Annotated in this window: 18 protein-coding genes; 6 read left to right on the top strand and 12 right to left on the bottom strand. The window is 66.9% G+C overall.

The features are described from left to right. Positions 1–23: 23 nt before the first annotated feature. The 11 genes from JUB10_RS05470 to JUB10_RS05420 all read right to left on the bottom strand — a co-directional run bounded on the left by JUB10_RS05470 (position 24) and on the right by JUB10_RS05420 (position 18,774). On the bottom strand, positions 24–5,006 hold the full coding sequence (locus JUB10_RS05470; protein ID WP_207454657.1) for a DEAD/DEAH box helicase: 4,983 nt from the start codon (positions 5,004–5,006) through the stop codon (positions 24–26). Continuing rightward, entirely contained in the window at positions 5,003–8,326 is a 3,324-nt protein-coding gene (locus JUB10_RS05465; protein ID WP_207454656.1) for a hypothetical protein, read from the bottom strand. Before JUB10_RS05465 ends, JUB10_RS05470 begins: the two co-directional genes overlap by 4 nt. 148 nt (positions 8,327–8,474) lie before the next feature. Continuing rightward, complete coding sequence (locus JUB10_RS05460; protein ID WP_207454655.1) at positions 8,475–8,714, bottom strand: hypothetical protein; 240 nt, start codon at positions 8,712–8,714, stop codon at positions 8,475–8,477. 213 nt (positions 8,715–8,927) lie between these two features. Then, complete coding sequence (locus tag JUB10_RS05455) at positions 8,928–10,217, bottom strand: thymidine phosphorylase (RefSeq protein ID WP_207454654.1); 1,290 nt, start codon at positions 10,215–10,217, stop codon at positions 8,928–8,930. Then, on the bottom strand, positions 10,214–10,693 hold the full coding sequence (locus tag JUB10_RS05450; protein ID WP_207454653.1) for a cytidine deaminase: 480 nt from the start codon (positions 10,691–10,693) through the stop codon (positions 10,214–10,216). The genes JUB10_RS05455 and JUB10_RS05450 overlap by 4 nt, the downstream gene beginning before the upstream one ends. Then, positions 10,690–11,967: an ABC transporter permease gene (locus JUB10_RS05445; RefSeq protein WP_207454652.1), complete on the bottom strand. Its 1,278-nt coding sequence runs from the start codon at positions 11,965–11,967 to the stop codon at positions 10,690–10,692. The genes JUB10_RS05450 and JUB10_RS05445 overlap by 4 nt, the downstream gene beginning before the upstream one ends. Continuing rightward, entirely contained in the window at positions 11,964–13,277 is a 1,314-nt protein-coding gene (locus tag JUB10_RS05440) for an ABC transporter permease (protein WP_207454651.1), read from the bottom strand. Before JUB10_RS05440 ends, JUB10_RS05445 begins: the two co-directional genes overlap by 4 nt. Then, positions 13,274–14,794: an ABC transporter ATP-binding protein gene (locus tag JUB10_RS05435; RefSeq protein WP_207454650.1), complete on the bottom strand. Its 1,521-nt coding sequence runs from the start codon at positions 14,792–14,794 to the stop codon at positions 13,274–13,276. The genes JUB10_RS05440 and JUB10_RS05435 overlap by 4 nt, the downstream gene beginning before the upstream one ends. Positions 14,795–14,906: 112 nt before the next feature. Next, complete coding sequence (locus JUB10_RS05430; RefSeq protein WP_207454649.1) at positions 14,907–15,989, bottom strand: BMP family lipoprotein; 1,083 nt, start codon at positions 15,987–15,989, stop codon at positions 14,907–14,909. Positions 15,990–16,429: 440 nt separating this feature from the next. Then, on the bottom strand, positions 16,430–17,488 hold the full coding sequence (locus JUB10_RS05425) for a BMP family lipoprotein (RefSeq protein ID WP_207454648.1): 1,059 nt from the start codon (positions 17,486–17,488) through the stop codon (positions 16,430–16,432). Between the two features lie 164 nt (positions 17,489–17,652). After that, on the bottom strand, positions 17,653–18,774 hold the full coding sequence (locus JUB10_RS05420) for a mannose-1-phosphate guanylyltransferase (protein WP_207454647.1): 1,122 nt from the start codon (positions 18,772–18,774) through the stop codon (positions 17,653–17,655). Between the two features lie 103 nt (positions 18,775–18,877). On the opposite strand from JUB10_RS05420, the gene JUB10_RS05415 reads away from it, so the two are divergent. The 5 genes from JUB10_RS05415 to JUB10_RS05395 all read left to right on the top strand — a co-directional run bounded on the left by JUB10_RS05415 (position 18,878) and on the right by JUB10_RS05395 (position 23,613). After that, positions 18,878–20,017, top strand: a complete 1,140-nt coding sequence (locus JUB10_RS05415) for a glycosyltransferase family 4 protein (protein ID WP_207454646.1) — start codon at positions 18,878–18,880, stop codon at positions 20,015–20,017. Positions 20,018–20,180: 163 nt separating this feature from the next. Next, on the top strand, positions 20,181–20,588 hold the full coding sequence (gene sdhC / locus JUB10_RS05410) for a succinate dehydrogenase, cytochrome b556 subunit (protein ID WP_207454926.1): 408 nt from the start codon (positions 20,181–20,183) through the stop codon (positions 20,586–20,588). 5 nt (positions 20,589–20,593) lie between these two features. Further along, entirely contained in the window at positions 20,594–21,040 is a 447-nt protein-coding gene (locus JUB10_RS05405) for a succinate dehydrogenase hydrophobic membrane anchor subunit (protein ID WP_207454645.1), read from the top strand. A 3-nt stretch (positions 21,041–21,043) separates the two neighbouring features. After that, a complete protein-coding gene (gene sdhA, locus JUB10_RS05400; RefSeq protein WP_207454644.1) occupies positions 21,044–22,864 on the top strand; it encodes a succinate dehydrogenase flavoprotein subunit in 1,821 nt (606 codons plus the stop codon). Beyond that, positions 22,864–23,613, top strand: a complete 750-nt coding sequence (locus JUB10_RS05395; protein ID WP_207454643.1) for a succinate dehydrogenase iron-sulfur subunit — start codon at positions 22,864–22,866, stop codon at positions 23,611–23,613. The genes sdhA and JUB10_RS05395 overlap by 1 nt, the downstream gene beginning before the upstream one ends. A gap of 200 nt (positions 23,614–23,813) precedes the next feature. Here the strand turns inward: JUB10_RS05395 and map are convergent, their stop codons facing one another. Beyond that, on the bottom strand, positions 23,814–24,575 hold the full coding sequence (gene map, locus JUB10_RS05390; protein WP_207454642.1) for a type I methionyl aminopeptidase: 762 nt from the start codon (positions 24,573–24,575) through the stop codon (positions 23,814–23,816). 36 nt (positions 24,576–24,611) lie between these two features. On the opposite strand from map, the gene JUB10_RS05385 reads away from it, so the two are divergent. Next, on the top strand, positions 24,612–24,881 hold the full coding sequence (locus tag JUB10_RS05385) for a helix-turn-helix domain-containing protein (RefSeq protein WP_207454641.1): 270 nt from the start codon (positions 24,612–24,614) through the stop codon (positions 24,879–24,881). The last annotated feature ends 39 nt before the right edge of the window (positions 24,882–24,920 follow it).

Below are 24,920 nucleotides of genomic sequence, written 5' to 3'. Positions count from 1 at the left end.
GTGCGCGACGAAGCTGGCTGGAGTCAGGCAACAGCGACTGCCAGTACCTCGAGCGCATGGTGCTGCACTTCTTCAGCGTTGAAGCCCTCATGCGCCTCGAGGAGCCGCCAGCCATTCGAAACCAACCAGTCGTCCCGCTTTGAGTCAAAATCCGTAGTGACCGCGATGCGCTCGGCAGGCCATGCCCACTCGACCTGCCAGTCATTCTTAGGGCCTACGTCAATTCCCACAATCGGCGGCTGAACGCCCGCTGCACGGAGTACGTTCGCCAGTCCGGCCAAAGCCGGGTCGCCGAGCGTCATGACCGCATCCCAACCAGAAAGTGGCGGCGGGACATCAACGTTGGAGTTTCCGGCGTCGACCACGTTGGTTAGCGACGAAAGCAGCACCCTTCGGAGATAAGCCGCGGCGCTCTCCCGAGACATAAGGTCATGAACACGCTGGTTCGAGAAAGTGCGCAAGCACATGTAACACGTCGTCTCTGGACCGCATTCGCAATCATCTACGACGTCGAGAGCCGCCGCCAGCACCTGGTCGATGGACGATGCGATCAGTCGTGCGTAACCTGCGCCGCCGGGAACTGTATCGATGATGTGGATCTCCGGCGAACCGGCGGCGATGCCGCCGACGGTTCCGTCGATGTTGCTTCGCGAGATTTGGAGCGCGTTGGATGCACCTTGCAGCACGGCATAGAGAAGAGACTGCGCCGTCTGGTCCGGATCTGCACCGTGCCAGGTAGCAGTGAACTGCAGGCGGACGACGTCGGTCTCATACTTGTGGGCCAGCGAAAGCGTGCTGAAGTGACCACTACACGGCTTGCCGTTCAACGGGTTGGTATGCGAGGAGGGTGCCTTCTCGATCCCAGAGAGGCCACGGCCGCACCAGTCACAGACGCGGAATCCTGCATCCCCGATCCCGGTGTTGATCCGCACCATCTTGGCGCGCTCAAGGATGGAACAGGTCACCGCTGAGCTGGCGAACTCGATGACTCGCTCGTCGGCTACTTGACCCGATTCGGCGATCCTTGTTTCACCGCGCCAACTGATCCGTGGCGGTGCATCCCCTGGCTTCTGTTTTCCGCCCTCGCCGACGAAGCCGAACCGCGGCTCGACGTACTTGCGCGGGGTGCCGTCGGGGTAGGTGCCGCAGTCCGGGCAGGCTTCCTCCTCTGGTTCGAGACCTTCCGTGTAAAGGTCGCACTTCTTGCAGATGCGGTAGTACTTCGGCGGAAGCTCGCGTTCCTTTCGCCGTGCCAGGCCGGCCGATTCCCAGAGGTACCCGCCCGCCACCAGCGTGGCGCCAGGCGCGTACTCGAATATCGCCTGGGACAAGTCCCGCGACAGTTCCAGGTCGGCGGCACCGGCCGCCTCACCCCACGGCGTCTTCATCTCAACGGTGTCCACCGGGAAGCCGTACTTCGGAAGGACGTTGTTGTTCGCCAAGAAACCGAGCAGCTCGCGCTCGTTGATCGTCTTGAGAATCCGCTTGTAGAGGTCGCCGAGCCTGCCGTTCCGCGCCGCGAATGCCTCGTCAGTAGCTTTCTCGTAGAAGTTGCTCTCTTCGAGGTACTCCTCGGAGACTTCCAATACCAGCTTTTCCAGCGCGGTCGACCACGTGGTCCACTCCGTTTCGGCGGCCGCCTTCAGTGACTCTGGAAGCACCCCCTGAATCGAAAGCTCGACATCGACCGGCCGGGATTTCACCCATGAGACCAGCCGGTCGGCACCAGAGGTGCCATTGTCCGGGCGCGAGAAGAACGCGTCCGCTGTTCGGTAGACCCTGTTGCTTGCCGTGAACTCCTTCTTGAAGAAGGCGGCAATGGCGATCGAGAAGATGTGCCGCTGTGCAATTCGATCGTTCTCGACGGGCACGACCGGTGCGCGGACGGCCCCGGTGATCAACTGACTCGGGTTGCCGAATATGGACAGATCGTGTGGCCGCCGCTGCGCGTAGGTCAGAACGAGAGCGGCGCTGTCAGTCCGCCGTCCCGCTCGTCCCGCCCGCTGAACATAGTTCGAAACCGTCGGCGGAACGTTCCGAAGGACGACGGATTGCAGGTCGCCCACATCGACACCGAGCTCGAACGTCGTCGAGCACGACAACACGTTCGTTCGGCCGCTGATGAAACTTTGCTGGATCTCAGCCGCCTTATCCGAGTTCCATTGGGCGGTGTGCTCCTTCGCGGTCAACGGAGTCGGTTCACCGGACCGATAGATGGTTCGGTAGTGATCCTCGTCGTCCCCGGCTGGCGGCAGTGCCCAGTCAACGAGTCGGCCGGCACACTTGAACGTCGAGCACACTGCCCGCACATTTAGCGACGTAACCCGTCGGCACACGCTGCATCGCCAGAGCTGGGTTCCGTTGTCCACCACGCGGGCTTGAATCATCGACGGATCAACTTGGTAGACCTGCCCAAGGGTGCCGACGGAGCGTCCGACGAACCAGCCGGGGCCGGCATCGCGAACGAGTGCCCTCCACACGCCGGCGAGCAGTTCGTCGGCCTCCGCCTCAGAGCGGCCGAGCGAGGCGAGAACCTTTTCGAGGAATTCGGACCGCCGGTTCTTTCCGCGGGTGGGTGACCAGCTCACGACCTTCCGGGCGGGATCCGACCCGTTGGGTCGCACATAGAGCGGGCCGAGACGCGGCTCGAACACCTCGTCCCGCAGGTTGACGTGCTCCTGGGCCGCGAGAACCCCCTGCATCCGCAGCGTTCGAACCAGGGTCTGGCAGAGGTCCGCCGCTTCGGCCGCCGTCAAGCCCAGCGCGGTCAAAGGGGCGATGGGAAGCTCACCGACGGCTTCCGACATCCGCCAGGTGACTAGACCGGTCCCCTCCAGCGACATCCGCTCGTCGAGGCCCATCAATTCCAGCTGCAGCCAGGTCTCAACCTCAGTCTGATTTGCCAGCGCGGTCGCCTTCGGATCGAAGAACCTGCTCTCCGTCCCAAGCTTTCGCGCGACTGTGGCGATGTCTGCCACCGGTGCAGGTTCTCCGTCGAACTGCGCCCTCTGGACCGCGGAGTAGAGGATCCGGCGCTGCGCCAGGCGTCCATAGGTCGTCTCGAGATACGGGGCGAAGAACGCTGCCTGTTGCCGGCTGTCGCTGAAGACGAGGAGCTTCCGCCCTCCGCCCTGCAGTAGCGACTCTTCGACGTCGGTGGAACCCGGGATCTCGGGATACAGGGCCGTAGTCAGGACGCTTACGGATGCGTCATTGCCGCTCTCGAAGCGGCGGATGACTCGCGAGCGCGCTGAACCACACTGGACACACTTCTTGATTGACTCCCCAGCCCGGTTGATACGAGTGACGGTGACTGCGCGGCTTCCTCTGCATTCCGGGTTCTTGCAGCTGTCGCCATTCTTCTGGTCCAACCAGCCACACCGAGTACAGAGCGTGATCGCGGCGGTCTCGACCGACTCCTCCTCGTCGAGCACGACGCTGTCTTCGTCATAGTCGTCGGTGGTACCACTCTCGAGGGAAAGCCAAACCGTGCGGGTGGGTTCGGAGTTCTTCGGGGAGAATCGTCTGCCACCGGCTTCGATGACCTCCGAGCCGACGAGGTAGGTTCCGCCGCACGACTGGCACGCGGCAATCTCGAAGCTCGTCCAGTCACACACGGGGCAGGCCTCATGTCGGGCCAGGGTGACGTGAGGACCCGTCGGAGACAGGCAGGAGAAAGCCCCCTCCGTCGCGCGCGCGAAGAGGTGATACTTCGCCGACAGAACGGGCTCACCTGCGGAATCGCGAGTCTGGGCGCTTGCGGTCACAAGCCGTGCCAGGTCCTGTGGGGAAACGGTCTGCCGGTCGCTCAAGAGTGCACTCAGCTCCCCCAGGGTTCGTGCCTTTTCGGAGGCGAGCCGCTTCAGCTCCCGAACGTTCTCCTCCCCAGCCAACACGTCGAAGAGCGTGCTACCTGGCGCGCCGCGCTTCTTCCCGATGTCCAACAGATCGTCCACGCCCGTGGCCAGATCTTCCGCCGCGAACGCGCCCCACGCTTCAGCGCTCCCCTGGGTTGCACGCTTTGCGGTAACGACGTCCTGCGCCGATTCCGAAGAGCCGTGCTCGAACGGCTCACCGAAGAGATCTGTGGCAAAAGCCGCAGCCCTCGTCAAATCGGATCCAACAGTTGCGCTGGTGGCGATGCATTGAATGCTGCTGCCAGAGGCGACTCGCTCCTTTAGGCGCCGGAGCAAGAAACCTACCTCCGCGCCCGTCGCCCCGTCATACACATGCGCCTCGTCCACGACGATGAATCGCCAGGTGTTCCCGCTAGGTGTATCGGAGAACAGGTCGAGGTCGAGTGGGCGGAGGAGAAGGTACTCGAGCATTGCGTAGTTGGTGAGGAGCAGGTTGGGCGGCGCATCGCGCATTTCCTGCCTGCTCAGCAGCTCATTCGGCAACCGCGTTTCACCCGGGTGCTGTGCACGAAAACGTGCCTCGGCATCTGACGGCTTCTCTTTGGTGTCGCCGGTGTAGCGCCCGAACGTGATTTCGGGAGTATCCGCAAGGAGCATTCTGAGCCGCTTGAGTTGATCGTTCGCCAACGCGTTCATCGGATACAGCAACAGTGCGCGAACTCCTGGTCCGAGCGTGTTCGCCATGGCCTCTCGCTGCAACGCATCGAGGATCGGCAGAAGGAAACTCTCTGTCTTACCCGAACCGGTACCGGTTGCCACCACCACGTTGCGGCCGGCACGTACCTTCCGGATCGCTTGCTCCTGATGCCAGTACAGCGGGCGGTCCAAGGGCATTGCTCCGCTAAACCGTTCGAAGCGCTGGCCTAGGACGCCTTCCTCGATGAGCGTGCGTGCACTCGCGCCGGGAAGATACGCAGGCGTAGCTTCTAGATACGGACCCTTTACGATCCCCTCGCCCACGGCCTCGTCAATGGCTCGGGTCAAACCAGATGCGAGACCCGCATCTTTCGGGGCGATGAGTGAGCCCAGATAACGGCGATAAGCATCCGAGACGCGCTCGCTCACCTTCAGCGGATCGATAGTCGTCATTGAGCTCTCCACTTGGTCAGCCACAGTTCAGCGAGGCCGAGATCGCGTTCAACGATAGAGGGGGCCGCGTGCGCGAGGTCGGCGTACTCGGTGCGCGTCGCCAGGTACAGCCGGTTCCCTTCAACGCTTCCCATGGCGGCGAGCCGCGCACACAGACCGAGACCCAGCGAGAGAGCCGGCAGGTCCATCCAGCCGCCTTCGGACGTGCGTGCCGTGAGCGGTTCAAGGGCATGTGACCCCACCTCGCCGGCGAGCAGTTGGCGAATCGCTGTGAGCAGCGGCCGGGATTGTTCGATGAGCGGACGCAGCTCGCGGTCATTGCGGTGGTCGAACAGTTCCTTCGCCGCGCTCGCTCGAGGATCCTTATCGAGAAACCGGCCTGGGAGGGGGCTCGCCGCCGCCCAAACTTCGTTAACTCGTTCCTGGGGCCACATGTGCATCGCCCGCAGGTGAGGGGCGAACTTGCCTACGGATGCGTGGTCGTCTCGACCCTCCATAACGACGGAAACGGCCGCGGACCCAGCGTGCGTGGCGAGAGCGTTGAGAAAGAGGTCTCGCTCTTCCGTCTGCATTTGGTCGCTGTCCGCCAGGATGCCGAGGGCAACACTGTACGTCCACAACAGCGGTTCGGACGCCCACGCTTCCCCGGGCACCGTCACGACCCCACCCTCGACGAAGAGTCGCATCAAGTTGGCTGCAGGCGCGTCGATAGCCAGCACCGCGGAGACGACGGACTCCCGGTTCGGGAATACTGCTCCAGCGATTTCTCGCCTCAGGGTTCGCCGCGGTGCCGCCGGACGGATCTCTCTCAGCAGCGTGTACATCTTCAGAGCAAGAGGCAGTGTCTCGACTGAGCTCGGGCATCTTTCAGTTCGTGCCAACCACGAACGGAACCCGGAGTCGGACTTCGCCGGCACATCGACGACCGGCCCGAACGACACGTCGAACACGTTGGGGTTGTCTGGATCCACGATGCGCGGCCACGGCTCCGGTGCCCACGGATCCTCGACCCGCAGCATGACTTTCGCGGTGCCCTCGCGAATCACGCTGTCCTCCAACGGCGCCGAGATCCCATCCTCAAGCGGGACGACGTAGGGCTTCAGCCACGGAGCGAAGGCCGGGTAGATTGCACAGGCGATGTCGGCGCCTGCAAGCGCGCCATTGACCCGCAGGCAACGCTGCTCGTCGATCGCAACAGAGAGAGCGAGCCGCTTTGGGCGCACGATGGCAACGGGCATAGACCTTCCCTCAGCCCGCAGCAAAAGGCTCGCACTTCCCGCTTGCGTCGCCGTTTCGCTCAATTGCGCCAGATTGAAGGTTCGGGTTCCTCGGCTGTCGGCAGCGGAGCCCCGGACTGTCTGGCGTATCTCACCCTCCGAAACGAGGTATAGCTCCGCCTCTCGATTCGGCAGGCAGCCCACTAGGAGCTCCGTAGACCCAAGGTCCTCGAGATTGATTGACAGCGGCCGAATCGACGGGGACTGGCTGACCGGGCCGTGTGATTCCACCGTCATGTGCGGGAGCGTCACAGTTACTGCCATCGTGTCGCCGCCAGCCGTCACGATGGCGTCGATGGTTCGATCAGACGGGGAGAGCGTGATGTCCGGGACTGTCGTCGCCATAATTTCGGATAGCGAACGGAGCCGCACGGTTGCCGGCACCAGGCCGGTGCCGTCTTGAGCCATTTCCCTGAATTGCGTTGACGCGCTGACCTGAAGACCCTCGGCAATTGCCACGCGAGTCGAGAGTCCGCGCCCAAGCGGCCCCCGAACTGTCACTGTGAACTCGCCGAGCAAAGCTTCCTCGTCGCGCCAAGGGTCGACTGTTCGACTGCTCGTGAAAGCCTCGAACGACTGCGACCAGGCCTTGTTCGGGTTGCTTACCGACGCCACCGTGACGACCCAGCTGACAGCAGCCGTTGTTTCACTTGCTGCGTTGTAGGCGCTCGGCAGAACGACCTTGGGTCGGGTGGAGGATACGCGCTGTCCACTCGCCGTCGTAAGGAACGGAATCGGCGAAAACTCGGTCACCGTCGGGCGAACGGTCGTGGAAACGTAGCGCCACCGCTCCGTCCCGCGGTAACGAAGTCGAGACAGCGAGCTTGTAGCGATTTCCGCGAAGGACCACCCGCGCCATCCGTACGGTGTATCCGCGATACCGAGCACCTGGATGTCATCGTCCGCTTCGATCACCTGACCGGGCGGCAAACCGCCCTGATTCGCAAACGCGACCCAAACACTCCCTCTCGGAAGGTCGCTTCTCGGCGGAACAAGGTGCCCGGTCTCCGCGTCAAAGACCACCACGGGGTCTTCAACGTCGATGAGCTCGAGGTTCCACGTCTGGTTCCCGGGCATCACGGTCACGCTCACCTGTTTGGCAGGGTGCCCGACGGACGAGGAGCGCGGTTTCACCGGATCTCCGGGCCATGGCGCGGGCACTTCGATGAAGTTCGTGCGACCCTCCGCCGAAATTCGCCACGTGACGTCGGTTTCGCTGATGTGTTCCAGGGCCGGCAGCTCGACGAAGACACCGTCGCGCGCGCGGAAACGAAGCCGCGGATACAACGCTTCGCCGCTTGCCTTCGCCGTCGGGCGCACCCTCACCTGGTCAAACGAGCCGGTGTCCAGCAGCCGGCCGAGCTCTGCGACCACTGCAGCGGGGAGACTCTCCGCCGAGTTGTTGTCGACGTCCGAGACCGCTGCTCCCTCCAAGACGGCAAGACATCGGTCGGCGAAGTCTTCCGCGATCTCGCCCCCCTCAGAGAGGAACCGCCATGTCGGAGCATCGATCCCGTAGGCAGCTGCAGCACCTTGATTGAGAGTCCGGACCCATGCAACGAATAGCCGCCCGTCTAGTCCGGCGGTGACGGCGCTACGCCGCTGCAGCAATCGAGCGAGCGATTCGAGGCTCGCTATGGGAACCCCAGCGTGCATAAGAATCTCGCCGATATTGCGCAACGGCGTGGTGAAGCGAGAGAGTCCGAAGTAGTCCAGGGCAGCACGAAATGCAGTCGAGATTTCGCCCTGATCTGTTTGCGCAAGAGGCCGCCCGAACGCCCTCGCTACGTCGGGCCAGAATGAGCCGTCACCGTAACTCTTCGCTCCAACTGCGCACAGTCCCACCGCGAGTGCGCCCCTGTACCGCTCAAGCAGAGCCACGCGTTGCTGGCGCGTCCGCAGTAGACCGTAGTTGTGCCCGAGAACAGCAAAGGCTCGGGCAGCATAGGCAGGGTCGGCGTTTGCTTCGATTACGAGCGAGCGTCCAGTAAGACGATCTCTCCAATGACGCTCAAGATCGTCAAACTCCTGTTGAGTTCGCATATTTCCTCTCGCACGCCCGTGTGGAACTTCGCACAATACACGGAGTTCCGCGCATCGCTTATGCTCAAGTTGCAAGCGCCGGTCCCGGCCTCGGTTCGCGCTCCTCCAGACGCCGATGGCACCACACGGTACGCCGTTCGAACGGGCGCTACTCGAGAGAACCAAAGGTCGCGCGCAGAGCCGCGATCAACTCCCGCGCCATGTCGGCGTCCAGCTGGATTGTCTGGCTCGGCTTCGGCTCAGAAACACGCTCGTCCGATCCGAACGTGGTGAGCTGAAATAGCACTCCCGAGGAGGAGTCGCTAACAACGCTCCACTCTCCATCCACGCGAGTGGGATGCAATCGGAACTTCTTGGTGCCTTGCCTCAGGCTTCGCAGAACGGCCACGGGCGAATACTAGCCATTGAAGAGATTCGACGGAGCAGCGAAAGGGCATTTCTACGACTTGCCCGAACAAGCCCAAGTTCCACAGATTGAGCGGAAGTTGACGCAGGAGGGCCGCGCGCGCTGAGGCAAAACAGCGCTAGTGCGAGCGGGGGCGGTGGTTACCTCCGGTAAGTGCGGAAGGGCCACAGCTTTTGTGTATCCCGGGTGAGCCGCTCAGCCGATGGTGTCGACCACGATCGGGCCACGCTTCGGCGCTGCATCAGCCACGCTCCACGCCCCCTCGACCGCCTCGAGCGCCCGCTCGAACCGCGCCGCGTCGTCCGCGAGCAGCGTGAACACCGGCTGGCCCTCCGTCACCTGGTCGCCGGGCTTCACGTGCAGGTCGATGCCCGCCGCGTGCACCACCGGGTCCTGCGCACGGGCGCGGCCGGCGCCGAGGCGCCACGCGGCGATGCCGAAGGGCAGCGCCTCCATCGTGGCGACCACGCCCGAGCGCGGCGCCGTGACCGTGTGCGTCTCGCGAGGCTGCGGCAGCGCGGCATCCGGGTCGCCGTCCTGGGCGATCACGAACTTGCGCCAGGTGTCCATCGCCTGGCCGTTCTTGAGGGCGGCTTCGACGTCGGCGTCGGGCTGACCGGCCAGCGCGAGCATCTCGCGGGCCAGCGCGACCGTCAGCTCGACGACATCCGCGGGGCCGCCGCCGGCGAGCACCTCGACCGACTCGCGCACCTCGTTGGCGTTGCCGATGGTCAGGCCGAGCGGCACGTTCATGTCGGTCAGCAGGGCGCGCGTGCGCACGCTCGCGTCGTTGCCGAGGTCGACCATCGTCTGCGCCAACTCGCGGCTCAGCGCCGGGTCCTGCATGAAGGCGCCCGAGCCGAACTTCACGTCGAGCACGAGCGACTCGGTGCCCTCGGCGATCTTCTTCGACATGATGCTCGACGCGATCAGCGGGATCGCCTCGACCGTGCCGGTGATGTCGCGCAGCGCGTAGAGCTTCTTGTCCGCCGGGGCGAGGCCGCTGCCGGCCGCGCAGATCACCCCGCCGACGTCACGCAGCTGCGCGAAGAGCTCCTCGTTCGACAGTGCCGCGCGCCAGCCGGGGATGCTCTCGAGCTTGTCGAGGGTGCCGCCGGTGTGACCGAGCCCGCGGCCGGAGAGCTGCGGCACCGCGACGCCGAACGACGCGACGAGCGGCATCAGGGGGAGGGTGATCTTGTCGCCCACTCCCCCGGTCGAGTGCTTGTCGACGGTCGGCTTGCCGAGCCCGTCGAAGTTCATCCGCTCGCCGGAGGCGATCATCGCGAGGGTGAGGTCGCGGATCTCGCGGCGCTCCATGCCGTTCAGCAGGATGGCCATCGTCAGCGCCGACATCTGCGCGTCCTCGACGTAGCCGCGGGTGTACGCGTCGACGAGCCAATCGATCTGCTCGGTCGAGAGCACGCCCTTGTCGCGCTTGACGCGGATGAGGTCGACGGCGTCGAAGGCTTCGACAGAGCTCACGAGTGGTACTCCTGCAGGGTGCGCGGGCCGAAGGCATCCGGGATCACTTCGTCGATCGTGCGGATGCCGGAGATGGTGTCGAGCAGCATGCCCTCGGCGGAGTGCTCGAACAGCAGCTGACGGCAGCGCCCGCACGGCATGAGCGCCCCGCCGTTGCCGTCGACGCAGGTGAACGCCGTGAGCTTGCCGCCCCCGGTCATCATGAGCGTCGAGACGAGCGTGCACTCCGCGCACAGGGTGAGCCCATACGAGGCGTTCTCGACGTTGCATCCGCTGATCACGCGGCCGTCGTCGGTGATCGCCGCGACTCCGACGGGGAACTTCGAGTAGGGCACGTACGCCTTCTGCATCGCGTCGACGGCGGCGGCGCGCAGGGCGAGCCAGTCGACGTCGGCGTGCTTGATGACGGATGCCTCGGCGTCGGCCGACACGGGGTCGATCGGACGGGCGGCGGCGGTATCTGCTGCTGTCGTCATGACTTGATGTAGGGCTTTCCGCTCGCGGCGGGTCCGCGGGCGTGACCCACGAGACCGGCGACCGCGAAGATCGTGAGGACGTACGGGAGCATGAGCATGAACTCGCTCGGCACCGGCGAACCGATCGCGCTGAGCACGTTCTGCAGGTTCTGCGCGAAGCCGAAGAGCAGCGCCGCGAGGGTCGCGCGGATCGGGTCCCAGCGGCCGAAGATGACGGCCGCGAGGGCGATGAAGCCCGCGCCCGCGGTCATCTCCTTGGTGAACGTGCCGACCGAGCCGAGGGTGAAGTAGGCGCCACCGAGACCGGCGATCGCGCCGGCGATCGACACGTTGATGAACCGGGTGCGGTTCACCTTGATGCCGACCGTGTCCGCGGCGGTCGGGTGCTCGCCGACGCTGCGCAGCCGGAGGCCCCAGCGGGTCTTGAACAGCGCGAACCACACCACCGCGACCGCGATGTACATGAGGTAGACGATGATCGTCTGCTGGAACAGCGCGGGCCCGATGACGGGGATCTGGCTGAGGATCGGGATCGGGATCGTCGAGAAGCGCTCCGGCGAGTTGAGCGTTGCGGCGTCCTCGGTGAGCACCTGCGAGTACAGGAAGCTCGTGAGCCCGGTGACGAGCACGTTGAGCACGACGCCGACGATCACCTGGTCGACGATGTACTTGATCGCGAACGCGGCGAGCACGAACGAGACGAGCACGCCCGCGACCATGGCGGCGACGAGGCCGAGCAGCGGCTGGTTCGTGACGGATGCCACGACGGCCGACGTGAACGCGCCCGCCAGCAGCTGACCCTCGATGGCGACGTTGACGACGCCGACGCGCTCCGAGATCACGCCGCCGAGGGCGCCGAAGATCAGGGGCGCGGCCAGCGCGATCGTGCCGACGAAGAGGCCGTACACCGGCAGCGAGGCATCCGCGGCGGTCCAGGTGAGGAAGCCGACCATGAACACGATCGCGAACGCGGTGATGAGCCACAGCGGGGTGCGCACGTAGCGGCTGGTGAGCCAGGCGCTGAACGCCGTGATGCCGACGAGGATCAGCGAGACGACGACGCCGGTGGCGAGCGTCGGCAGGGTGATCTCGGGCAGCTGCAGCAGGTCGGCACCGCGGGAGAGGCGGAAGCCGGTCTGGTCGCCGCGGCGGAGCGCGACGAACAGCAGGATCGCGATCAGGGAGAAGACGGCCAGGATGACCGGCGTCTTCCAGCTGCGGATGCGGGCGGCATCAACCGGAACGGCGGCGGCCTGCGGGGCAACGGCGGTCATCGGGTCACCACGGCCTTCCGGTGCTTGTCGGATTTCTGGGGCTTGACGGGCTTCTTCTGCCCCGGCGTTGGGAGGCGGAACACCGTGCGCACGAGCGGCGGCGCGGCGATCAGCAGCACGATGAGCGACTGCAGCACGAGCACGATGTCGATCGGCACGCCGGCGGCGGCCTGCATCGCGAAGCCACCGGCCTTCAGTGCGCCGAACAGCACGCCCGCGAGGAACACGCCCAGCGGACGCGAGCGGCCGAGCAGCGCCACGGTGATCGCGTCGAAGCCGATGCCCGCGTCGATCGACGAGGAGAAGCCCGTCGTGATCGTGCCGAGCACCTGCTGCGACCCGGCGAGACCGATCAGCGCGCCGGAGATGAGCATCGCGTACACGTAGGTGTTCTTGACGTTGATGCCTGCCACGCGCGCGGCATCCGGGTTCTCACCGACCGCACGGAACCGGAAGCCCAGGCTCGAGCGGCTGAAGAGGTACCAGACGAACACTGTCGCGGCGATGACGAGGATGAAGCCGAGGTTCAGGTTGTACGCCGAGCCGAACAGGTCGGGCAGCACCGCGGTCGGCAGGGTGTCGGCCGCCTCGGGGTTGTTGCTGCCCGGCGCCTGCAGCAGACCCGGGGTGCGCAGCATGTACGACAGCAGGTAGAAGCCGACGTAGTTGAGCATGATCGTGACGATCACCTCGTGGGCGCCGGTGCGGGCCTTCAGCAGTCCCGCGATGCCCGCGAAGATCGCGCCGCCCGCAATACCCGCGAGGAGCGCGACGATCAGGTGCAGCACCGGGGGCAGCGGCACGTACGCGCCGACGAAGCCCGCGGCCGCCGCCGCGATCAGGATCTGACCGCGACCACCGATGTTGAACAGGCCCACGCGGAACGCGACGGCCACGCCGAGACCGGCCGCGATGAGCGGGGTCGCGTAGTTGAGCGTCTCGGTCAGCGGGCGGATTGCCGTCGCGAACTCCGGCCGGCGGAAGTTGTAGATCGCGCCCTGGAACAGCGCGCTGTACGCGGTGGAGACGGTGCTCCAGATCTCGCGGAACGTGTCTCCCGGGCGGGCGAAGAAGTACGCCGCGGTAGCCTGCACGTCGGGCTCGGTGAGCACGATGAGGATCGCGCCGACGATGAGGGCGAGCACGACCGCGAGGATCGAGACGCCGACGGTGCCGCCGGTGATGTCGCGCGCGGTCTGCGTCCAGCGCGAGCCCGAATCATCCGGCTTCACGTTCGGCTGCTGCCCCGGCTCGGGGCCGCCGAGCTGAGGCTGCCCCTGGGTGGGGACCTGCTGATCCTGGCTGGTCATGCGGCGAGCTCCGTTCCGGCCGGGACCTCGCCCGCCATCATGAGTCCGAGGACGTCGCGCGGGGTGTCGCCCGGCACGATTCCGACGATGCGACCGCGGTACATCACCGCGATGCGGTCCGCGAGCGCGACGACCTCGTCGAGCTCGGTCGAGATGACGACGACCGGGATGCCGGAGTCGCGGGTCTCGACGATGCGGGTGTGCACGAACTCGATCGAACCGACGTCGAGTCCGCGGGTGGGCTGCGCGGCGACGAACAGGCGCAGGTCGCGGCTCAGCTCGCGGGCGAGCACGACCTTCTGCTGGTTGCCGCCGGAGAGCCGGCCGACGTGCGTGTCGATGCCCTGCGCGCGGACGTCGAACTCCTTGACCTTCTCGCGCGCGAAGTCCTCGAGGAACGACAGCTGCAGGGTGCCGCGCTTGACGAACGGCTCCGAGTCGCTGCGGTCGAGCATGAGGTTCTCGGCGATCGTGAACTCGGCGACCAGGCCGTCCTCCTTGCGGTCCTCCGGCACGAAGCCGACGCCCGCGTTGAGGATCGAGTGCACGCTGCGTCCGGTGAGCTCGTTGCCGTCGAGGGTGATGCTGCCGCTGACGCGCGGCTGCAGGCCGAGCAGCGCCTCGGTGAGCTCGGTCTGGCCGTTGCCCTGCACGCCGGCGATCGCGAGGATCTCCCCCGCCTTGACGTCGAAACTCACGTCGTTGACCACCAGGTGGCCGAGGTCGTCGATGACCGAGACGTGGTCGAACACGAGCGCGGGGGCGCCGGGCTTGGCGGCATCCTTCTGCACCGTCAGCTCGACGGCGCGGCCCACCATGAGGCTCGCGAGTTCCGCGTTGGTCGCGGTGGGCTCGGCCTCGCCGACCACCTTGCCGAGGCGGATGACCGTGATGCGGTCGGCCACCTCGCGCACCTCGCGGAGCTTGTGGGTGATGAAGACGATCGCGGTTCCGGATGCCTTGAGCTGGCGCATGATGCCGATGAGCTCGTCGGTCTCCTGCGGTGTCAGCACGGCGGTGGGCTCGTCGAACACGAGCACCTTCGCGTCGCGGCTGAGCGCCTTGATGATCTCGACGCGCTGCTGCACGCCGACGGGAAGGTCTTCGACGAGGGCGTCGGGGTCGATGTCGAACCCGAACCGGGCCGAGATCTCGCGCACCTTCGCGCGAGCGGCGTTCAGGTCGAGGCGTCCGCCGGCCTTCGTCTGCTCGTTGCCGAGCATGACGTTCTCGGCGACCGTGAACACGGGGATGAGCATGAAGTGCTGGTGCACCATGCCGATGCCGGCGGCCATGGCGTCGCCGGGTCCGGCGAAGTGCTGCACCTCGTCATCGAGGAGGATCTCACCTTCGTCGGCCTGGTAGAGGCCGTACAGGGTGTTCATGAGCGTCGACTTGCCTGCACCGTTCTCACCGAGCAGGCAATGGATCTCACCGGGCTCGACGATGAGGTCGATGTGATCGTTGGCGACGAGTGATCCGAAGCGCTTGGTGATGCCGCGGAGTTCGAGCTTCATGGTGCCCAATCTAATCTCTCGGGGCGTCCGGCCCCTCGTGAGGGCGTCCGCCGGGAAACGCCGTCGGGGAGACCAGCATCGCTGGCCTCCCCGACGGGTGGTGGTGGAGCTGTTAGCTCAGAGCCGAGGGCGACTCGACCTCGATCTCACCGTCGATGATCTGCTGGCGCAGGTCCTCGAGCGTGGCCTCGAGCTCGGGGTCGACGGCGTCCTCGAAGTCGTGGAACGGCGCGATGCCGACGCCGTCGTTCTCGAGCGTGCCGACGTAGGGCTCGGCCGAGTACTCGTCGTTGCCGGCCGCCGTGACGACGTCCTCGACACCGGCGGCGACACCCTTCAGCACCGAGGTGAGGAAGAGGTCGGACAGCTCGGGAGCGGACTCGTACGCGTCGGAGTCGACACCGATCAGCGCGATCTCACGACCGGCGTCGCGGATGGCCTCACCGGCGCTGAGGAAGATCGGGCCACCGACGGGCATGATGACGTCGGCGTTCTGGTCGATCAGCGACTGGGCCACGTTGCGGGCCTCGGTACCGGCGGCGAAGCCACCGGTGAACGAGCCGGTCTGGCCGGCGACGTCCCAGCCGATGGCCTGGACGTTCTCACCGGTCTGCTCGTTGTAGTAGTTCACACCGTCGACGAAGCCGTCCATGAAGATGGTGACCGTCGGGATCTGCATGCCACCGAAGGTGCCGACGACGCCGGTCTCCGAGTAGCTGGCAGCGGCGTAGCCGGCGAGGAACGCGGCCTCCGACGTGTTGAAGGTCAGCGGCTTGACGTTCTCGGCGTCGATCGACGCGTCGTCGACGATCGCGAACTGCGTCTCCGGGTTCGCCTCGGCCGCGGCGGCGGTCGCATCGGCGAGGAGGAAGCCGACCGTCACGATGATGGTGCAGCCCTGGTCGATCAAGTTGTTGATGTTCGACTCGTAGACCGTGTCATCCGCCGACTCGACGGTGATCGGCTCCACGCCGAACTCCTCGGCCGCGGCCGTGAGGCCCTCGAAGCCCGCCTGGTTGAACGACTTGTCGTCGAAGCCACCGGCGTCGGAGACCATGCAGGGCAGGAAGTCGCCGCTGGCCTCGGTGGTGCCGCCGCCCGACTCCTCGGGAGCCGACGCACAGCCGGCGAGCATCGCGATGGCGCTGAGGGTGGCGAGACCGCCGAGGGCGGCCTTACGCGGAGTGGTCCTCAAGTTTTCCTCCAAAGTGCAGCCCGACGGGCATCGTCGGGTCGATTGTTTCCATACGTTACGGGAGGGTCACGGCCGTCTCTGCCCCTTCGGCCCCGCTGTGCCGGAAGCGTTACGAATCCGCGATTGTCGCGAAATCTGTGCGTAATAAGAGGGGTGTGTTGCGTGGGTGCGGGGGCATCGCTTGATGCGCGAGTCATTCGAACCCTTGTCGAGATGTCAGTTGCGGTTGCTGAGGGTGGCGTCGAGCCACCACAAGTGACATCTCGCCGGTCGCCGCAGGCCGAGTCGCCCTCGAGATGTCAGTTCGACGGGTCATTCGGCGGGGGTGGGCCGCGGAACTGACACTTCGATGCGGAAGAGGGGCGGATGCCGCGTGACATCCGCCCCTCTCGCGCGGGTCTCTCGATACGGCGGCTTCGCCGCCTACTCGACCGACGGGGTTACGGCGCGCTCGGGCTCTCGATCACGAGGGTGCCCGCGATGATGTCCTGCTCGAGCTGGTCGAGCTCGGCCTGGAGCTCGGGGCTGACGCGGCTCTCGAGGTCGTGGTACGGCGCGAGGCCGACGCCCTCGTTCTCGAGCGTGCCGACGAACGGCTCATTGGTGAAGTCGCCGTCGACGTCGTCGCCGACGATCTCGATGATCGCGTCGGTCGTGTTCTTGATCACGCTCGTGAGCAGGATCGGGCGGAACGACTCGTCGAGGGTCTCGTACCCGTCGTTGTCGACCCAGATGATGGAGACGTTGCCGGCCTCGAGCGCCGCGGCGGCCGCGCCCTCGCCGACCTGACCGGCGACCGGCAGGATGACGTCGGCGCCCTGGTCGATGAGCGACTGGGTCGTCGTGCGGCCGAGGTTCACGTTCTCGAAGTCGCCGGTGAAGAGGCCGTCCTGGGCGGCCTTGTCCCAGCCGAGGGCGCGCACCTGGGTGCCGTGCGTCTCGTTGTACTTCGCGACGCCGTCGACGAAGCCGTCCATGAAGAGGGTGACGGGCGGCTGGTTGCCGCCGCCGAAGGTCGCGACGACGCCGGTCTGGCTCACGCCCGCGGCGAGGTAGCCGGCGAGAAAGGAGGCCTGAGCAGTGTCGAACACGATCGGCTTGACGTTGTCGGCCTCGACGATCTCGTCGACGATCGCGAAGTGGGTGTCGGGGTTCGCCTCGGCGGCGGCCGCGGTCGAGTCGGCGAGCTCGAAGCCGACGGTGAGCACGAACTGGCATCCGGACTCGACGGCCTGGTCCACGTTGGGCTGGAGGTCGTTCGCGCTGGTGGAAACGAGCACCTCGGCCTCGATGCCGAGGTCCTCCTGCGCCTGCTCGAGGCCGGCCCAGCTCGACTGGTTGAACGAGCGGTCCTCGAGGCCGCCGGAGTTCGTGACCATGCGGGCGCAGTAGTCCGACTCGGAGTTGCTGTTGTCGGCCTCGGGCGCCGAGGCGCAGCCGGTCAGGAACAGGGCGCCGGCGAGGCCGGTGGCGGCGAGAGCGCGGGGAAGCGTAGGCATGCGGCTGAACCTACTGAGCACGCGGCATCCGCTTCTCGGCCGAATCAAGCCCCGGAGGCAGTCGTTACCGTTCCGTTAGCCGGATGACTCGGGCTAGCGCTTGCCGGTGTTAGGCGAACCCGCAGACGGAGACCCGAGGGCTCCCGCTTCGGCGGCTGCGTGGCCTAGAGCACGTCCTCGCGGCCGCTGAGCTTCAGCGCGTCGACGACGCTCTTCACGCGCTGGGCGTGCTCGGTCGTGGTGACGAGCAGCGCGTCATCCGTGTCGACGACGATGATGCCCTCGACACCGACCAGCGAGATGAGGCGGTCGCTCTGGCTGACGACGATGCCACTCGCGGAGTCGGCGAGGATGCGCGCGTTCTCGCCGAGGATCGCGAGGTCGGACTTGCGTCCGCCGGAGTGCAGCTTGGCGATCGAGGCGAAGTCGCCGACGTCGTCCCAGTCGAAGTCGGCGGGGATCACTGCGAGGCGACCCTGCGCGGCGGCGGGCTCGGCGACCGTGTAGTCGATGGCGATCTTCTCGAGGTTCGGCCAGACCTGGTCGACGACGGCGCCGCGGGAGGAGGTGTCCCAGGCGGCGGCGAGCTCGAGGAGCCCGGCGTGCAGTTCGGGCTTCTCCTTCTTCAGCTGGTCGAGCAGCACGTCGGCGCGGGCGATGAACATGCCCGCGTTCCAGAGGTAGTTGCCGTCCTTGACGTACTTCTTCGCGGTCTTGAGGTCGGGCTTCTCGACGAAGCTGTCGGCCTTGATCGCGCTCGGGGCGCCCTGGATGTCGAGGTCGCCGTCGGCCTTGATGTAGCCGAAGCCGATCGCGGGCTCGGTCGGCTCGATGCCGATGGTCGCGATGTAGCCGGCCTTCGCGGCGGCGACGGCCTCGGTGACGGAGCGGCGGAAGCCGCGCACGTCGTTGATCACGTGGTCGGCCGCAAACGAGCCGACCACGACATCCGGCTCCCGCTTGTGCAGGATCGCGGCGGCGAGCCCGATCGCGGCGGTGGAGTCCTTACCCTCGCTCTCGAGCACGACGTTGTGGTCGGCGAGGTCGGGCAGCTGCGCCTCGACCGCGGCGCGGTGGGCGCGACCGGTCACGACCATGATGCGCTGGTCGCCGGCGAGCGGGGCGAGACGGTCCCAGGTGCCGCGCAGCAGCGTGGTGCCGGAGCCGGTCAGGTCGTGGAGGAACTTGGGCGCGTCTGCGCGGGAGAGCGGCCACAGGCGGGAGCCGATCCCTCCGGCGGGGATGATCGCGTAGAAGTCCTCGACGGGCTTGTTGTTCCTCGGCATGCCCGCCACCTTATGACGAGCATCTACGGGTCACTGACCGTTCACTCGCGCGTCATGCCTCTTGCGTAGCGTCGCCCACGACCGCCGCCGAGGGGAGCACCGCATGCGCGTCGCCGTCGTCACCGAGAGTTTCCTTCCCACCGTCAACGGCGTCTCCGGCAGCGTCGTGCAGGTGCTGCGGCACCTCCGCCGCCGCGGCCACGACGCGATCGTGGTGGTGCCGGCCGCCGGGGCGCCCGCGCAGTTCGAGGGCTTCCCCGTGCACGAGGTGCCGGCCATCGCGTACCGGCAGTTCCCGGTCGGGCTGCCGAACCCCGCCGTCTCGCGGCTGCTCGCCGAGTTCAAGCCCGACGTCGTGCACGCCGCCTCCCCCTTTCTCCTGGGGGCGCAGGCCATCGCCGCCGCGAACAAGCTCGGTATCCCGAGCGTCGCGATCTTCCAAACGGATGTCGCGGGCTACGCGCGCCGCAATCGACTGACGGGCGCCGCCGGGCTCGCCTGGAAGGTCGTGCGCTGGATCCACAACGCCGCCGATCTCACCCTCGCGCCGTCGACGGCCTCGATCGAGGACCTCGAGCGGGCGGGCGTGGAGCGCGTGCACCGCTGGGGCCGCGGCGTCGACCTCGAGCGCTACCACCCGCGCAACCGCCTGCGTCCGAGCGCCGTCGCCCTGCGGCAGCAGCTCGCGCCGAACGGGGAGATCGTCGTCGGCTACGTCGGACGCGTCGCCCCCGAGAAGCAGCTCGAGCGCCTGGCGGCGCTACGCGGGCTCCGCGGCATTCGTCTCGCCCTGGTCGGGCACGGCCCGGCACTCCCCTCCGTCGAGCGGGCACTGCACGACATGCCCGTCACCTATCTCGGCAAGCTCACCGGCGACGAGCTCGCCGACGCCTATGCCGCGTTCGACCTCTTCGTGCACACCGGCAACGAGGAGACGTTCGGGCAGACGCTGCAGGAGGCGCACGCCTCGGGCGTTCCGGTCGTCGCGCCGCACGCCGGCGGCCCGATCGACCTCGTCGCGCACGGAGAGGACGGCTTCCTCTTCGATGTTATCGGCGAGGAGCGCATGCGTACGTTCGTCGCACTGCTCACCCACGACCCCGCGCTGCGGGCGCGGATGGGCGAGGCGGGCCGGCGCAAGGTGCGTGAGCGCTCGTGGGAGTCGGTGTGCGACGACCTGCTCGAGTGGTACCGGGTCGCGATGGACGCGCGCACGCCGGCGGGCGTCGGCAGGCAGGGCTGATGGCGCTGGTCGGAGCCGACCCGCGGATGCCTCGAGCCCGCGGCATCCGCCCCCGCCTCACCCCTAGGGAGACGGTGTCTCGACGTCAAGACAGTTAGGGACCCCTAACCAGCGGATGGGGGACGTACCGAATACACTTCTGGGCGTGGTCACAACGACGCCGATGAAGACTGTGACGAAGCGGGAAACGCTTCCTCACCGCGGGCCGCGGGGCACCGTCTACCGCGGTCGCGAAGGCATGTGGTCGTGGGTGCTGCACCGGATCACCGGCGTCGCGATCTACTTCTTCCTGCTCGTGCACATCCTCGACACCGCGCTGGTGCGAGTGAGCCCCGAGGCCTACAACGCGGTCATCAACACCTACAAGACGCCGATCATGGGTCTCGGTGAGGCCGGCCTCGTCGCCGCGATCGGGTTCCACGCCCTGAACGGTCTGCGCATCATCCTGATCGACTTCTGGAGCGTCGGCACCAAGTACCACCGCCTGATGTTCTGGGCCGTGATCGCCCTCTGGGTGGTCCTGCTCGCAGGCTTCCTCCCCCGCCACCTCATGCACGTCTTCGGAGGCTGACGACGATGACCACCGAACAGGTCGAGGCCCCGCGCAGCGCGCGCGTCGCCCGTCGCAGCACCAACTTCGAGAAGTGGGGCTGGATCTACATGCGCGCCTCGGGCGTCGTGCTCGTGGTGCTGATCTTCGGTCACCTCTTCGTGAACCTCGTCGCCGGCGAGGGCGTCAACGCGATCGACTTCGCGTTCGTCGCCGGCAAGTGGGCGAACCCCTTCTTCATCGTGTGGGACACGCTCCTGCTCTGGCTCGCGCTGCTGCACGGCGCGAACGGCATGCGCACCATCACGAACGACTACGCGTACAACCCCACCATCCGCCGCGTGCTGCACTGGGCCAACGGCCTCAGCACCGCGATGCTCCTCCTGCTCGGGACCCTCGTGATCTACACGTTCGACCCGTGCCCGGCCGGCGCCTCGGCAGACCTGCTGCCGTCGTTCTGCGCGGCCCCCTAGAACATGGCTGATAACACCACAGAGAGCACGCTCGTCGACGGCGTGCACTACCACCAGTACGACGTCGTCATCGTTGGAGCGGGCGGCGCCGGCATGCGCGCCGCCATCGAGGCCGGACCGAAGGCGAAGACCGCGGTCATCTCGAAGCTCTACCCCACGCGTTCCCACACGGGCGCGGCGCAGGGCGGCATGGCCGCGGCGCTCGCGAACGTGGAGGAGGACAGCTGGGAGTGGCACACCTTCGACACCGTCAAGGGCGGCGACTACCTCGTCGACCAGGACGCGGCCGAGATCCTGGCGAAGGAGGCGATCGACGCCGTCCTCGACCTCGAGAACATGGGCCTGCCCTTCAACCGCACGCCCGACGGCAAGATCGACCAGCGCCGCTTCGGCGGTCACACGGCCGAGCACGGCAAGAACCCGGTGCGCCGGGCCTGCTACGCCGCCGACCGCACCGGCCACATGATCCTGCAGACGCTGTACCAGAACTGCGTCAAGCACGGCATCAACTTCTTCAACGAGTTCTACGTGCTCGACCTGGTGATGACGGATGTCTCGCCCGGGCCGTTCAAGAAGAAGGTCCCGACCCCCTCGGGCGTGGTCGCCTACGAGCTCGCCACCGGTGAGCTGCACGTCTTCCAGGCCAAGTCGATCGTCTTCGCGACCGGCGGCTTCGGCAAGATCTACAAGACGACCTCGAACGCTCACACCCTCACCGGTGACGGCGTCGGCATCATCTGGCGCAAGGGCCTGCCGCTCGAGGACATGGAGTTCTTCCAGTTCCACCCGACCGGTCTCGCCGGCCTCGGCATCCTCCTCACCGAGGGTGCCCGTGGTGAGGGCGCGATCCTGCGCAACCGCGACGGTGAGCGCTTCATGGAGCGCTACGCCCCGACCATCAAGGACCTCGCCCCGCGCGACATCGTGTCGCGCTGCATGGTGCAGGAGGTCGCCGAGGGCCGCGGCGCCGGGCCGAACCAGGACTACGTGCTCCTCGACTGCACCCACCTCGGTGCCGAGGTGCTCGAGACCAAGCTCCCCGACATCACGGAGTTCGCGCGCACCTACCTCGGCGTCGACCCCGTCGTCGAGCCGGTGCCGGTCATGCCGACCGCGCACTACGCGATGGGCGGCATCCCGACCAACGTCAAGGCCGAGGTGCTCCGCGACAACGACACCGTCGTGCCGGGTCTCTACGCCGCTGGCGAGTGCGCGTGCGTCTCGGTGCACGGCTCGAACCGTCTCGGCACGAACTCACTCCTCGACATCAACGTGTTCGGCAAGCGCGCCGGCAACAACGCCGTGGAGTACGCCAAGACCGTCGACTTCACGCCGCTGCCGAAGAACCCGGCCGGTGCCGTGCGTGACATGGTCGAGCAGCTCCGCAACTCCACCGGCACCGAGCGCGTCTCGGCGATCCGCAAGGAGCTGCAGGACACCATGGACCGCAACGCCCAGGTGTTCCGCACCGACGAGTCGCTGGCCGAGGTCACCCAGGTGATCGCGAACCTGCGTGAGCGGTACCGCAACGTCAGCGTGCAGGACAAGGGCAAGCGGTTCAACACCGACCTGCTCGAGGCCATCGAGCTCGGGTTCCTCCTCGACCTCGCCGAGGTGGTCGTGCTCTCCGCGCGCAACCGCAAGGAGTCCCGCGGTGGTCACATGCGCGACGACTACCCGAAGCGCGACGACGAGAACTACATGCAGCACACGATGGCGTACCTCACGGGCGACCCGCACTCGTCGGTCGCCGAGGACCACATCCGACTCGACTGGAAGCCCGTCGTCATGACTCGCTACCAGCCCATGGAGAGGAAGTACTGATGACTGCCCCCGTCATCGAGGGCCAGGTCGCTCCCCCGAGCGGCGTCGAGTCCTTCACCGTCACGATGATGATCCGCCGGTTCGACCCCGAGAAGGACGCCGAGCCGTACTGGCAGGACTTCGACGTGCAGATGTACGCGACCGATCGCGTGCTCGACGCCCTGCACAAGATCAAGTGGGAGCAGGACGGCACGCTGACGTTCCGCCGCTCGTGCGCCCACGGCATCTGCGGCTCGGACGCCATGCGCATCAACGGCCGCAACCGACTCGCCTGCAAGACGTTGATCAAGGACCTCGACATCTCGAAGCCGATCTACGTCGAGGCGATCAAGGGCCTGCCGCTCGAGAAGGACCTCATCGTCGACATGGAGCCCTTCTTCGAGTCGTACCGCGAGATCCAGCCGTTCCTCATCGCGTCGTCGAAGCCCGAGAAGGAGCGCATCCAGACGGTCGCGCAGCGCGAGCGCTTCGACGACACCACGAAGTGCATCCTCTGCGCCGCGTGCACGTCCTCGTGCCCGGTGTTCTGGACCGACGGGCAGTACTTCGGCCCGGCCGCGATCGTGAACGCGCACCGCTTCATCTTCGACTCGCGCGACGAGGGGTCGCAGGTGCGCCTCGACATCCTCAACGACCGCGAGGGCGTCTGGCGCTGCCGCACGACCTTCAACTGCTCGGAGGCGTGCCCCCGCGGCATCCAGATCACCCAGGCGATCGCCGAGGTCAAGCAGGCGCTCATCCGCGGCTGACCGCACACGACCACCACGGCGAAGGGCCCGCAGCATCCGTGCTGCGGGCCCTTCGTTTCGCTCCGCGGATGACTCGGGGCGCCGCGCTCGCGCGCCACCACCATCCGGGTCGGGTCGCGGTTTCTGCGTTGCGAAGCAAGATTCCGCGACGCAACGCAGAAAGCGGCGCACCTGTTGGCTTCGAGCGGCGCCGCTGCTGGCTATGCCGTGAGGACGAGCGGGCCGTCCTCGGTCACCGCGATCGTGTGCTCGGTGTGCGCCGCGCGGCTGCCGTCGGCCGAGCGAACCGTCCAGCCGTCGCGGTCCATCCGGATGCGCGCGGTCGTCTTCGCCCACCACGGTTCGAGGGCGAACACCATGCCCGGGCGGATGCGGTAGCCGCGACCGGCGCGGCCGTCGTTCGGGATGTGCAGGTCGCCGTGCATCTCGCGGCCGACGCTGTGTCCGCCGAACTCGAGATTCACCGGGTAGCCGTAGCGCTCGGCGACGGCTCCGATCGTGGCGGAGACGTCGCCCATCCGATTGCCGGGCACTGCGGCGGCGATCCCGGCGGCGAGGGCCTCCTCCGTCGAGCGGATGAGACGCACGTCGTCGCGCCTCGGCGTGCCCACGATCACCGTCACCGCGGCATCCGCGACCCAGCCGTCGACCGACACGGCGAAGTCGAGACTCAGCACGTCGCCGTCGCGCAGTACGTAGTCGTGCGGCAGGCCGTGCTGGGCGGCGTCGTTGACCGAGAGGCAGATGACGTTGCGGAAGGGGCCGTTGCCGAACTCCGGAGCGTAGTCCCAGTAGCAGGAGACGGCGCCGCGCTCCTTCACGAGCGCGCGGGCGGCGTGCTCGAGCTCGAGCAGGTTCACCCCGACCGCCGCCTGCGCGGACAGCGTGGCTAGAGTGTCCCGGACGAACGTGCCCGCGGCGCGCATCTGCTCGATCTCGGCCGGCGTGTGCAGTTCGACCATGCCGGTATAGTAATACCGGTCGACGAGAGGATGCCGATGGTCCGCGCTCCGCTCACTCCCGAGCAGCTCGCCGCCGGCCGCCGCCTCGGGGAGACGCTGCGGGGCGCCCGCGGCGCCCGCTCCCAGGCGGAGGTGGCCGCCGAGGCCGGCATCTCGCCCGAGACGCTGCGCAAGATCGAGACCGGGCGCCTGCCGAGCCCTGCGTTCGGCGTGGTCGTCGCACTCGCGGCGGTGCTCGGACTGTCTCTGGACTCGCTCGCCGCGGAGTGGGCCGGGGTGATGGGCGAGGCGGCTCGGACGGCGTAGCGGCGCGAGGGTCGCGATACGCCCGCTGCGCGGGCTACT

Source organism: Desertivibrio insolitus, assembly GCF_017355965.1.
Lineage (GTDB): Bacteria > Actinomycetota > Actinomycetes > Actinomycetales > Microbacteriaceae > JAFIQW01.
Note: the sequence above shows the minus strand (reverse complement) of the source record. Positions and strands in the feature narration are given on the sequence as shown.